Here is a 12,301-nt window from a genome sequence, read left to right as displayed (position 1 = left end):
TGGAGCGTCCACAACGCACATGGCCCGCCTCCTTGCGGAAGCGGGCCATGCGAGCGTCGACCGGCAGCGCCGCTGCCGTGACGTATCGCAGCTAGGCGTTATACCTTGCCGCGACGGAACATCGAGATCACAGCTAGGATCAGGAACACCACGAACAGGATCCAGGCGATGTTGGTCGCCGCACCGGCGATACCGCTGAAGCCCAGCACGGCGGCAATGATGGCGATGACGAAGAAGATGATGGCGTAATGCAGCATGGCAAGGATTCCAGAAGTTGTCGTGCCGAATCGGCGCAGACGTATCCTGAAGATGCGGCGGTCTTTATCGAGTGATGGCGATGTCGTTGGAAGATGAGGATCGCAGCCGTTGCAGCCCCTCTTCGATGCTGACCTGCGGCACATAGCCGAAGTCGCGACGTGCCGGCTCCATGCTGTACCAGTGCGGCGTGCACAGCTGTTCCACCAGAAAACGCGTCAACGGCACTTCGCCAGGCAGACGCAACAGTGGCCACATGGTCTCGCAGATTGCACCGATTCTGTACGCAGTCTTGAACGACAACGAACGCGTCACCGCCGGTGCATCCACCGCAGCCAGCAGGCGATTGAGCAACTCGCGCATCGGCAAGGGCTCGCCGTTGGAGATGAAGTACGCCTTGCCCGCACACGCAGCACCTGCAGCCAGATGTGCGAACGCATCGAAATGCGCCTGCGCGGCGTTGTCGATGTAGGTGCTGTCCACCAGGTTGCTGCCATCGCCGACCATGCGCAAGCGGCCAGCGCGCGCACGCGCGGCCAGGCGCGGCAACAGATGATTGTCGCCCGGGCCCCAGATCAGGCGCGGACGCAAGGCCACCGTCGCCAGTTGCGCATCGTTGGCCGCCAGCACCGCGCGCTCGGCGATCGCCTTGGTCGCCGCGTACGCCGCGCGCAGATCTTCGCCATACGGCACTTCGTCGGCCCCCAGGCCTTCCACCGGATTGGTGGCGCGATGGGTCACGCTGGGCGTGGAGGTATAGATCAGGCGCGGCACACCATTGGCCCGACACGCGTCGAGCACGTTCTGCGTGCCCACCACATTGGCCTGGTGATAGCTGTCGTAGCTGCCCCACGCACCGGCCTTGGCGGCATTGTGGAAGACCGCATCGATACCGGCGAAGGCATGCCGCACCGCCTGCGGATCGGCCAGGTCGCCACGGATCTGGCCCACGCCCAAACTCTGCAGCACCGGGTAATCGCCGCGCTGGAAACTCACCACCTCATGCCCACGCGCGATCAAGCCGCGGCACAACGCCTGGCCAAGAAAGCCACCACCACCGGTTACCAGGATGCGCACGCATCACCTCCATCGCAAGGACGCACACGATAACGGGCGCGGCCGGAATTGGCGATGCGGCCAGCTGCGTGCGCGATACGCATCCACAGGTCAACCACGCTGCTGCGCCGCCCAGATCGCCAGCGTTTCGCGGCCGATCTTGGCGTTGTGGCGAATGTCCACCGGAAATCCGGAATGGCGCAGGAAACGCGTGACTCCAGCCGTGTGCGGGTGCGCAGCGCCCAGCGCGCGCAATGCGGTTTCCACTTGTGCAAATGCCGATGCCGGCACGCCAGGCTGCAATTCCACGCACAGCACCGGCTGTTGCTGTCCGGGTGCGCCGACACCGACCAAGGCGGTGCGCCGCACCTGCGGATGCACGTTGAAGACCGGCTCCACCTGCTCGGTGTAGAGCGGGCCGGTGGCGGTTTCCACGCGGTGGGTCTTGCGCCCGCAGAACCACAAGCGCCCTTCGGCATCGAAGTAGCCCACATCGCCCATGCGATGCACGATGCGTTCGCTGCCATCCGCGTTGCGCTCGCGGATCTTGGCAATCCGCGTGGCCGCGTCGCGGTTGAAGTAGGTGTCGGTGGTGGTGGGGCCAGCGACGGTGATCTCGCCCACCTCGCCCGCCGCCAGCACGCGCGTGCCGCTCCACTCGTGAATGGCCGCATCGTCGATGGCGATGATGCGCACCTCGTTCGGCGCGACGACCTGGCCGACGCAGGTGCCGGCACCGGCCTCGGTGGCCGCGCGGGTGGCGTCCAGCGTACGCCCTTCAATCGCTGCCACCGGCAGGCATTCGGTGGCGCCATACGGCGTCCAGAATTGCGCATCTTCCGGCAGCAACGCGCGGATCTTGGCCACCACGTCCGGCGGCACCGGCGCACCGGCAGAGGTGGCCAGGCGCACGTTTGGCAAGGGCTGGCCGTAGTCGGCCAATACGCGCATCAATGCCGGCGAGCCGAACAACTGCGTGACTCCGAAGCGGTCGATCGCATCGTGCAGCTTGCGCGGATCGGCAGTGGCCGGGCGGGTCGGATCCATGTCCGGAATCACCGAGGTCAGCCCCAATGCCGGATCGAACAGGGCAAACGGCGGAAACGTCGGCAGATCCACGCCACCGGGCTGCATGCCGAAGGCATTGCGCAGCAATTCGATCTGGCCGACGAAATGCCGGTGGCGGTACACCACGCCCTTTGGCACGCCGGTGGAGCCGCTGGTGAACAGGATGGCGGCCACATCGTCCGGCCCGGTGTTGGCCAGCTGACTGCCGGCGCCGGCGCCATCGCGCTCCACGCGCGCCAGTGTCACCCCGCCCCAGCCGTAACGGCCACCGACGCTGACGATCTGCTTTGCAGAGCGCGCCCACCGCAGCAGACGACGCGCCAGCTGCGCAAGCGGAATGCCAATGAACGCCTGCGGCTGCGCTTCGTCCAGGCATTGCTTGAGCGCACGCTTGTCGATGCCCGGATCCACCAGCACCGGCACCGCACCGGCCTTGAACAAGGCAAACATCAGCAGGAAGAATTCCGGCGACGGGCGCACCATCACCACCGCGCGCGCACCGCGTCCGATGCCGTGCAGGGCCAGACCGGCAGCGATCGCATCGCTGCGCGCGTCCAGCTCGGCATAGCTCAAGGTCACATCGTAGGCGGCAAACCCGTTGGCGGCGCGGCGGCCCGGGCAACGGATGGCGATCTGCGCGGGGCGCTCGCGCGCGAGTTCCGGCAGGGTGACGGCGATATTGCAGAGAGTCGTCGTAGTCATTGCCGCATTATCACCCATGCGCCGACGGTGCCGGCCGCTTGACCGCGCTCAGGTCAGCTGCGCTGGTGCGTGCTCCCAACGCAGCGATGGCTGACGCGGCGATTGCGCGTCGTCGGGCCATAACAACACCGCGCGCGCGCGAGGTGCCTGCCCGCGCAAGGCGCAGCGCCTTGCACACACGCGCTGCGTCGAGCGATGCAGATGAACCGCTAACCGGCGCACGGCCGCGCCACTTGTATCGCAGCGTGGTTCGGTCAGAATGCCGCGCTCACCACGTTGTTTCGCCGCGCAAGGCCCGGCATTCCATGGCACATCCCTGCCTTACCTGCGGCGCTTGCTGCGCCTATTTCCGCGTCAGTTTCCACTGGAGCGAAGCCGATCCCGCATTGGGCGGCAGGGTGCCGATCGAGCTGACCGATGCGCTGCGCACCCACGAACGCGTCATGCGCGGCACCTCGCAATCGCAGCCGCGCTGCATCGCACTGGACGCGGACATCGGCCGCTACAGCCGTTGCAGCATCCATGATCGTCGGCCCTCCTCCTGTGCTGCCGTGCCGGCCTCGCTGGAATTCGGCCAGCGCAGCGCGCAGTGCGACAAATCCCGGCTGGCGCACGGCCTGCACGCACTGACCGAGGCCGACTGGCTGGGCGTGGACGAGGCGCAACGCAATCCGCTGCCACCGTTGTAACGGCCATCGCTGCGAGTGAGCGCGGCATCCCCACGCAACGGCCAACAGAACGACGGCATGGCCGATCCCATCGTTCGTGCATCCGCGTTCTGCATGCAACAGGCACTCATCTAGCGAGCGCCTGCGTGGCCATGCCAGCAGCGCTTACAGCGGGTGGCGCTCCAGAAATGTACGAATTGCCGGCACCAGCACTTCATGCTTGTCTTCCAGCACGTAGTGATTGGCATCGTCGAACGCGGTGACCTCGGCATTCGGTAGTGCCTTGCGGAAGCCGGCCAGGAAATGCTTGTCGAAGCAGATATCGCGCAGGCCCCAGGCGATGAACGCCGGGCGATCGGCGAACGACGGCAATGCCTGCGCCGAGCGCTCCAGCAGTGACCAGGCCTGGTCGGCGGGCGACAGCGGAATATCCTGCATGAAACGAATGGTGGAGATGCGATTGCGCCAATTGTTGTAGGGCGCCACATAGGCGCGACGCACCTCCGCCGGCATCCGCCGCGACACCCCGAACCAGGACGCGCCGGAGGAAAACGCATTGAACGTGCGAATGAACCACTCGCCCGGTCCCCAATGCCGCCCCATTGCGATCTGCCACGGCATCGGTTTTTCCGGCGGCAACGGGAACGCAGCGGTGTTGGTGATCACCAGCCGCTTGACCTGCGCATGGTGCGACAACGCCCAGCCGAACCCGATCATGCCGCCCCAGTCGTGCACCGCCAGCGTGACCGGACCGGTGATGCCCAGATGCCGCAACAACGTGTCCAGATCATCCACGCGCGACTGCAGCGTGTAGTCGTAACGCGGCTGCGCGTCGGGCGCATCGTCCGGCTTGTCGGACAGCCCCATGCCGATATGGTCCGGCACGATGCAGCGGTAACGATCCGACAGGCCGCTCACCAGGTGCCGCCACAGATAACTCCACGACGGATTGCCGTGCAGCATCACGACCACCTCGCCATCGCGCGGACCTTCGTCCAGATACGACATCGCAATGCCGGGACGCACCTCAAGACGCTGGGGAGTGAAGGGATAGCCGGGGTAGTTCATGGATCTCTCTATTTGCTGAAGCTTGGACTGGGTGTGTCTGGCAAGTCGCCAGCTACATCGCCACGACAGTATCGAAAATACGCTGGATGTCTCTGCATCGTCGGCAACAGCCGTGCGCAAACGCATCGCTCACAGCGGCTGCGCTCCTTCGCTGAGGATGTCGAGATAGGCGTGATAGGCAAAAATACGATGCCGCTGCTGGCCGGTGAGTTCGTTGACGATTTCCAGCTCCTGCAGGGTGCGTACTGCGGCACGGATGGTGGGCGCACTCAACGACAGGGCGGGCGCCACCTGCGGCACCGCCAATACCACGCGCCGCGCGAACTGCTCAAACACCAGGCCGACGTTACCTGCTCGCTGGCCCAAAGCCGCAATGCGGGCCCGATCACGTACCAACAGTGCCAGCAGGCGCTGCGCGGTGTCGACGGCTTGTTGCGCGGTCTCTGCCACACCATCCAGAAAGAAACCCAGCCATCCTTCCCAGTCACCGTTGAGTCGCACCGCATTGAGGCGATCGTAGTAATCGGCACGACGGCGCTTGAAATACAGGCTCAGATACAGGCTGGGCTCCCGCAGCACGCCTTCGCTGCACAGGATCAAGGTAATCAACAGCCGTCCCAGGCGCCCATTGCCATCGCTGAAAGGATGGATGGTTTCGAACTGCACGTGGGCAAGCGCCGCCTTCACCAACGGCGGCATCTGCCCCTGCGGCGTATGCAGAAACTGTTCGAGTGCCGACAGCGCGTCGGGCAATGCATCTGGCGGTGGCGGAACAAAGTGCGCAAGTGCAGGCGAGGCCCCGCCTACCCACACCTGACTCCGGCGGAATTCACCTGGCTGCTTGCCGGCTCCACGCCCGCCCTGCAGCAATAGCGCATGCATCTCGCGGATCAAACGCAGCGACAGCGGGAAATCGTCCTCGCGCAGGCGCCGCAAACCATGGTTGAGGGCCGCGACATAGTTGGACACTTCTTCGACATCGTCGACAGGCACGCCCGGTGCCGCATCCATCTCGAACAGCAACAGGTCCGAGAGCGATGACTGGGTTCCTTCGATCTGGGACGACAGCAAGGCTTCCTTGCGGATGTACTGATAAAGAAACAGCTCCGGGTCCGGCAGCATCAGCGTGATGCCGTCCAGTCGCCCCAATGCCTGGTCGGCGCGCTCTTTGCGCGCCACCAGTTCGGCCTGTGCGAAATCCAGTGCCGGCACTGGCGGCAACGGATCAGGGACGAACGCCTGGTAACGGCTCCCTGCGAGAGCGCCAGCAACATAGTGTCCAGTGATGCGCTGAGCCATCGTCTTTCCTTACAGACCGCAACTATTCCTGCAAGGAAACTTAGATACCACTTTTTTACTTAAGCAGCGATATTGCCCGGCGTGCAAGAGCATCGGCCGGGCACTATCACACGCATTACCAGACCACTTCCGCCATCGAGCAGTTCAGGCCAGAACCAATTCCCATCAACGCGATGCGGTCGCCCTTCTTCAAGCGGCCGAGCTCCTTGAGCTTGCTCAGCACGATCGGGACTGAAGCCGGGCCGATGTTGCCGTGTTCGCCGAAAATGGTCATGACCTTGGCCGGGTCGATGCCGAACGACTTCACGAACGAGGCGGTATGCGGGCGGCTGACCTGGTGGATGACGAACTGGTCCAGCTCGTCCACTGCCCAGCCCATCGCCTGCTTGGCGGCCAGGAAGGTCTTCTGTGCCAGCTTGATGCCTTCGATCAGCAGCAGGCGGGTGTCGGTGACCATGCGGTCCAGGTTGCCGCGGCACAGCTTGTTCCATTCGGTGGCCGAGCGGGTCACGCCACCCTTGTAGCGCGGGGCATCGGGCACCAGCTCGGTGCGCGCCATCACCATCGCTGCGGCACCGCAGCCCAAGGTCAGCGCAGCGAGTTCATTGCGGAACTCTTCTTCGGTGACGTCGGGCGAGGTCATGCGCTCGAGGGTCTTTTCGTACACCAGGTTGGCGGTTTCGCCATCGACGACCAGCGCATAGTCGATCTCGCCGCGCTCAAGCATGCGGGCGGCGATGTCCATGCCGTTGATGAAGGCAAGACAGGCGTTGGCGACGTCAAAGGTGACGCAGTGGTCGCCGACCCCGAGGTTGCCGGACACGATGGAGGCGGTGGACGGCTCCAGGTAGTCGCGGCTCACCGAGGTGTTGACCAGCAGGCCGATCTTCTCGATGCCGATGCCGGCGTCGAGCAGCGCCTTGCGCGCAGCCTGGGTGGCAGCGTCCGAGGCCTGGACATCCTGGTCCCACAAGCGCCGTGCATGGATACCGGCAACGTCGCCCAACACGTCGGTTCTGATCCCGAGGCGGTCGTAGGTCGGTTGCAGGCGCTCGTTGATTTCCTTGGAAGTCAGCGTGTGCGGCGCATCAATATGCGCCAGTCCCGCGATGGAGACATTCTGGAAGAGCATCGAAGTAGCGCCATGGCGTCAGGCGAGGGGGCGCTAGTCTAGCCGCTGGCTGGTTTTACCGCATCTTTACAATTGCAGCGGCCGCGCCCCAGCCCAACGGTTCAGCGCGGCGGGCAGCGGAAGGCGTTGAAGCGCTGGCTGCCATCGGCCGGCTGGCCCTGCGCCTGGACCGTATTGGCATTGGCGCCCGGCGCCTCGTTGCGTGCCAGCGTTTCCAGTTCTTCCTGCACCCGCAATGGGTTGCGGTTGTAAAAGCCGACCTTGCTCTTGACCGACACCACCACCTCGCCCTGCTGCTGACAGCCAGCTGGCACAGGGCCTGCGGGCAGCACCTGCACGCCTTTGCCGCTTTGCTCGATCGGCACCCAGGTGCAGGCCGTGGCAGTGGTGGCAACCAGAACAGACAGCATCAGCACGCGCATAAGTCTTAGACACCTGAGGACGAAGCCGGATTGTGCCGCAGTTGCCGGGTGGCGATCGGCGTGCGCTGCATGACCGCACGCCGCGCATTCAGCGCGCTGAACACCAAGCAGATCGTCGTGTTCTCTCGCTTCGGCCGGTGTCCGGCGCCCGCAACCGCGTCCGGGTGTCCGGACGCGGACACCGCTGCCGCGCATAAATCCTTTTAAAAACAATCCACTGGAACTGGCACGCGGTTTGCTGCATGGCATGGGCAAGCAGCGGGAAGCGACCTCGATCAATGAAAATGACCGCCAGCTGAATAAGTAAAACTGCGCCGCGAAAGTTATTGCACTTACCGGAACGGTGTACTACCTTACTACCACACCACTGATCGCCCACACCAAGAGACCTCGCCATGAAGACCCAGACCCTGCGCATCGCCCTCTCCGCCGCCCTGTTTGCCGGTACCGCCCTAGCCGGTTTCGCCCAGGCCGCCAGCCTGACCACGCTGGACACCGTGCAGGTCCGCCCGTCGGCCGACCAGATCGCCCAGCAGGCACTGGAGCGCAACAGCGACATCCCTACCCTGGCCGCCGTGCAGGTGCGTCCGTCGGCCGAGCAGCTGGCCGCCCTCGCCGCCGAGCAGGCCGGCCCGCGCATCCTCACCCTCGCTGCGGTGCAGGTGCGGCCGTCCGCCGACCAGCGCGCCGACCTGGTGACCCGCAACGCCGCTGCCAGCGCGCAGAGCACCTCCGGCCAGGCCGCTGCCGCCATCGGCGCGCTGATGGGCCAGGTCATCGTCAACCTGCCGGTGCCGCAGCTGCAGCCGTCGCCGGTCGAACTGGAAGCGCTGGTCAACGCCGCCATCAGCCTTTGAGCACGCGCGCAGCTACACTGCGCGCATGTCAGCCCCCGTCCTCGATGTCATCCTGTTTCAGCCGGAAATTCCGCCCAATACGGGCAATGTAATTCGCCTGTGCGCCAACACCGGCGCGCGCCTGCACCTGATCGAGCCGCTCGGCTTCGACCTCAGCGACAAGCAGCTCAAACGCGCCGGCCTGGACTATCACGAATACGCAAGCCTGCAGGTGCATGCCGACCTGCCCACCGCCCTGGCCGCGATCGCGCCCAAGCGCGTGTTTGCACTGAGTACGCGCAGCACCGTGCGTTACGACACACCGCAATTTGCCGATGGCGATGCCTTCCTGTTTGGTCCGGAAACACGCGGCTTGCCCGCCGACGTGCTGGAGTCGATCCCGCCACAGCACCGGCTGCGCCTGCCGATGCGCCCGGACAACCGCAGCCTCAATCTGTCCAACACCGTTGCGGTGATGGTGTTCGAAGCGTGGCGTCAGTGGGACTTCAGCGGCGGCCGATAAACCGTGGCGATGCAGACGGCTGGCTGACTGCGGCACCGTCCGCCCCGATCCCGGCGCGCAGCATGGTTCCCGTACCGGTCTGTCACTCAACGCGTGCTCCGCGCGTATGCCAGTCGCGGGCGTTGCCGTTTGCGTGCTGCTCCGCGCCGCTGCCATGACCTCATTGCATCGCCTGGGCATCGGTCGCTGCCTGCAACATGCCGCGGCAGCCTGCCCAGAGCGCCACCGCCAGCAGGGCGATGGCGCCCAGCGCCAGAAACGCGATGCGATAGCCGAAGGCGTGCGCCAGCCAGCCGCCCAAGGCCGGGCTCAGCGCCGCGCCCACACCTTGCACCGTCATCACCGCGCCCTGGCCGACATTGACGCGCCCGGTGCCCTGCAGCAATCGCGCCACCAGTGCCGGCACCACCACGGCCTGCAGGCCGGCGCCGAGTCCGTCGAGGATCTGCACCGGAAACACGCCCCAGCCATGGATCAGCGACGCTGCCACCAATGCACGCAGCGGCAAGGCCATGAAGGCCACCAGCAGCACCCACCAATGCCCGTGCACGCGGATCCAGCGCATCGCCAGCAATGCCACCACCACCATCGTGGCCTGCGCGACCACGATGGTGGTCGCCGTCAGCGCACTCGCATCGCCCGCATGCGCGGCCACGATGGCCATGCCGTAGAGCGGCAGCATCGCCGCATTGCCCAGGTGGAACAGCCCCAGGGTGATGGCCAGCAAGGCCAGTGGCCGGCAGGTCAGCAACACCCGCCAGCCGCTGAGGGTGTCCGCGCCGTCGGCATGGCCCAGGCCGCGCGCGGCACGATGGTCGATGGCCGCAGACGGAATCAGCAGCACCGCCGCGACCGCCAGCACACCGAACGCGGCGGTGAGCACGAACACCGCCGCAAACCCGTAGCGCCAGCCCAGCCAGCCGGCCAGTACCGCAGCCAGCATGTTGCCGGCGTGGTTGGCGACCTGATTGCGCGCCAGTTGATGATCGAATCCGCGCGCGTGCACCAGCCCCAAAGTGATGCCGGTGAGTGCCGGGCCGATGCCGGCTGCCGCCAACGTCGAGACGATCTGCGCGGTGACCACACCGGAGGAGGTCGGATGCAGCCAGATCAGCGCCGTGGCCAACAGGATCGCCAGGCAGCCCACCACCACCACGGCGCGCTTGCGCCGGGTGCTATCGACCAGTGCACCGGCCGGGGTGGTGGCGAGCATGCCGGCGATGCCGCCCACGCTCATCACCGTGCCGATCGCCGCCACCGACCAGCCCCTGGATTGCAGGAACACGCTGAGAAATGGCCCCAGCCCGTCCTGCACATCGGCCACGCTGAAATGCAGCGCCTCCAGTGCGCGGCTGCCACGGGGACGCGGTGTGCTCATGCGCATCGGCGCTCTCCACGAAACGATGAAAGGCGACTGCGCATGCTGGGCGGCATGTGCGACCCAATCGCGGTCGCACGGCGCCAGCACGGCAGTCGCATTGCAGGCTGCTAGTGCTTCGGCTTCGGCTTCGGCTTATGCGCACCCGGACCATGCGGATGCTCGATCTGCTTCAGCGACGCGGCCTTGGCGCCCAGGGCATGCGCGTGGATCAGTACCCCGTGCGGGGTCGTCCTGGTATCGCCTTCGGCCACCAGCGTCTTGCCGACCACCAGCTGCTTGGCGAAGTCCTCTCCGGCATGCGGTGGGAACCGCACCGTGACCTCGTCGTCCAGCAACGCGCCATGCACCTGCCCGTGCGGGCCGTGCAGCAGGCGCGCGATGGTGCCGCTGTGCTGGGTGAGCTGCGGCTTGGGCGGCTTGCCGGCGGGCGGTTTGGGCTTGGGCTTGGCATGCGGCCCGTGCGGGCCCTCATCGACGATACGCTTGCCACCCTCCGGATCAATCGCCAGGGCCACCAGCATGTCCACATCGCGCGGCTTGAGGCCACGCACACTCAAGGTGCTGCCGGGCTTGAGCGCCTTGAGCAAGGCGGCGGACAGGTGCGGCGGCGTGTGCACCTCGGTGCCGTCGGTCAGCAGCAGGCCGTCGATATCGGCCTTGGGATTGAGCAGAAAGCGCGCCAGCGTGCCGCGGGTTTCGGGAAGGAAATCAGGGTCGACCCAATGCATGAAAAACTCCAGAGAAGTGAGAACCGGCCGATGCCGGCAAGCCGCGCCCGTCGCCACGCATGCGGCGTGGTGAACAGGCGCGTAGAGGGGAACGCGACGGGTAAGCGCCGCCGCGTGGGCGGCGGCGCCCTGGATCAACGCGGCGCCGGAGCCGGCGCTGGCGGTGCGGCCGGCGGGACAGGCGGGGCCGGTGGTGCGGGCGGCACCGGGCCGTCCGGGCGCGGCGGGCTGAACAGCGCACGCTGCGAGGCGCGATCGCGGCCCAGTTGGGTGGCTTCGATGGCGCGGCCGTTGGCGGTGGCAACCCCGAAGCCGCTCACGCTCAATGGCGCGCCGGCCCGCAGCAGATCACCGAACTGAAGCGCCAGATGCGGCGGCATCCGCACCAGCGTGCCATCGCTCAGCAACGCGCCATTGGTCTCGCCACCCGGGCCGTAAACCAAGCGCTCGATGCGTCCTTCCGCCTGCAACGGCGTCAACGCGGCAGGTGCTGGTGGCGCCGGCGGCATGGCGCCCGTCGGCGGCTGGTCGACCACTTCGCGCCCACCACGATTGGAGCGGATGCTGCTGGCGCGCAGCACCGGCAGGCTGCCCAGGCGATAGCCCTGCACGCTCACCGTATCGCCCCGGCGCACCGCAGCCTGCAACTGTGCGGACAGATGCGGTGCAAATGCCACCTGGGTGCCATCGCGCAACCACAGGCCGTCAACCTCGCCATTGGGATTGAGCATGAAGCGCTCGACCGTGCCGGTGATGCGCACCGGGGTGGCGGCCAACGGCGCAGGCGGTGCGGGCGGCACCGGCGGAGCCGGCGGTGGCGTGCCGACCGGCGCGCGCGGCGCCATCGGTGCTGCCGGCGGTGTGGGAGCCTGCGCGGCAGCGGTCGCCACGCTGCAGGCCAGTGCGAAAGCAAGTGCGGTCTGACGAATCATGCGATGTCTCCAACGCGGCAGGAGCGCCGCTCGCCCTGGAGATAAAGCAGCAATCGTGCCAACAGCGAGTCCGTTGTTTTATAAGGGTTTTGTGTCTGCACGCGCGCGGACAGTCGTCTGCGTTTCATCCACCACTGTCCGCTTTGCAGACACGTTGCAGCTCGGGTTGTGTTTCGACCCTGCAAGGCAAGAGCGTGCCGGGCACGCTCGACGGTGGCGTGCGCGTGCCGA

General features: G+C 66.2%; 13 protein-coding genes. 3 read left to right on the top strand and 10 right to left on the bottom strand.

Features of this window, described 5'->3' with window-relative positions; genetic code table 11:
- Positions 1-98: 98 nt before the first annotated feature.
- The 3 genes from DGN21_RS01185 to oleC all read right to left on the bottom strand — a co-directional run bounded on the left by DGN21_RS01185 (position 99) and on the right by oleC (position 3,081).
- A complete protein-coding gene (locus tag DGN21_RS01185) occupies positions 99-257 on the bottom strand; it encodes a DUF1328 domain-containing protein (RefSeq protein ID WP_003468167.1) in 159 nt (52 codons plus the stop codon).
- Between the two features lie 64 nt (positions 258-321).
- Positions 322-1,332, bottom strand: a complete 1,011-nt coding sequence (gene oleD / locus DGN21_RS01180; RefSeq protein ID WP_026064697.1) for a 2-alkyl-3-oxoalkanoate reductase — start codon at positions 1,330-1,332, stop codon at positions 322-324.
- A gap of 90 nt (positions 1,333-1,422) precedes the next feature.
- Positions 1,423-3,081: an olefin beta-lactone synthetase gene (gene oleC, locus DGN21_RS01175; RefSeq protein ID WP_160954793.1), complete on the bottom strand. Its 1,659-nt coding sequence runs from the start codon at positions 3,079-3,081 to the stop codon at positions 1,423-1,425.
- Positions 3,082-3,386: 305 nt separating this feature from the next.
- Here oleC and DGN21_RS01170 point away from each other — a divergent pair, with 305 nt between their 5' ends.
- Positions 3,387-3,770, top strand: a complete 384-nt coding sequence (locus DGN21_RS01170) for a YkgJ family cysteine cluster protein (protein WP_024939040.1) — start codon at positions 3,387-3,389, stop codon at positions 3,768-3,770.
- Between the two features lie 144 nt (positions 3,771-3,914).
- Here the strand turns inward: DGN21_RS01170 and DGN21_RS01165 are convergent, their stop codons facing one another.
- From DGN21_RS01165 to DGN21_RS01150, 4 genes are all read right to left on the bottom strand, one after another.
- Positions 3,915-4,817: an alpha/beta fold hydrolase gene (locus DGN21_RS01165; RefSeq protein ID WP_024939041.1), complete on the bottom strand. Its 903-nt coding sequence runs from the start codon at positions 4,815-4,817 to the stop codon at positions 3,915-3,917.
- A 129-nt stretch (positions 4,818-4,946) separates the two neighbouring features.
- On the bottom strand, positions 4,947-6,116 hold the full coding sequence (locus DGN21_RS01160) for a Fic family protein (protein ID WP_215825083.1): 1,170 nt from the start codon (positions 6,114-6,116) through the stop codon (positions 4,947-4,949).
- Between the two features lie 115 nt (positions 6,117-6,231).
- On the bottom strand, positions 6,232-7,248 hold the full coding sequence (locus DGN21_RS01155) for a 3-oxoacyl-ACP synthase III (protein ID WP_016903994.1): 1,017 nt from the start codon (positions 7,246-7,248) through the stop codon (positions 6,232-6,234).
- A gap of 101 nt (positions 7,249-7,349) precedes the next feature.
- Positions 7,350-7,670 (bottom strand): DUF4156 domain-containing protein, encoded by a 321-nt coding sequence (locus tag DGN21_RS01150; RefSeq protein WP_016903993.1) that lies wholly within the window; start codon positions 7,668-7,670, stop codon positions 7,350-7,352.
- A gap of 395 nt (positions 7,671-8,065) precedes the next feature.
- Between DGN21_RS01150 and DGN21_RS01145 the strand changes: the two genes are divergently transcribed.
- Complete coding sequence (locus DGN21_RS01145) at positions 8,066-8,527, top strand: hypothetical protein (protein ID WP_054592048.1); 462 nt, start codon at positions 8,066-8,068, stop codon at positions 8,525-8,527.
- 25 nt (positions 8,528-8,552) lie between these two features.
- Positions 8,553-9,029 carry a tRNA (cytidine(34)-2'-O)-methyltransferase gene (locus DGN21_RS01140; RefSeq protein WP_039517704.1) on the top strand — a complete coding sequence of 159 codons (477 nt, stop codon included), beginning with the start codon at positions 8,553-8,555 and terminating at the stop codon, positions 9,027-9,029.
- A 160-nt stretch (positions 9,030-9,189) separates the two neighbouring features.
- On the opposite strand, the gene DGN21_RS01135 is transcribed toward DGN21_RS01140, so the two are convergent.
- The 3 genes from DGN21_RS01135 to DGN21_RS01125 all read right to left on the bottom strand — a co-directional run bounded on the left by DGN21_RS01135 (position 9,190) and on the right by DGN21_RS01125 (position 12,070).
- Complete coding sequence (locus DGN21_RS01135) at positions 9,190-10,413, bottom strand: MFS transporter (RefSeq protein ID WP_126965467.1); 1,224 nt, start codon at positions 10,411-10,413, stop codon at positions 9,190-9,192.
- 104 nt (positions 10,414-10,517) lie between these two features.
- A complete protein-coding gene (locus DGN21_RS01130) occupies positions 10,518-11,138 on the bottom strand; it encodes a hypothetical protein (protein ID WP_126965468.1) in 621 nt (206 codons plus the stop codon).
- Positions 11,139-11,272: 134 nt separating this feature from the next.
- Complete coding sequence (locus tag DGN21_RS01125) at positions 11,273-12,070, bottom strand: hypothetical protein (RefSeq protein ID WP_046345324.1); 798 nt, start codon at positions 12,068-12,070, stop codon at positions 11,273-11,275.
- Between the last annotated feature and the right edge of the window lie 231 nt (positions 12,071-12,301).

The organism is Xanthomonas sp. MLO165, assembly GCF_018831305.1.
GTDB lineage: Bacteria > Pseudomonadota > Gammaproteobacteria > Xanthomonadales > Xanthomonadaceae > Xanthomonas > Xanthomonas arboricola.
Note: the sequence above shows the minus strand (reverse complement) of the source record. Positions and strands in the feature narration are given on the sequence as shown.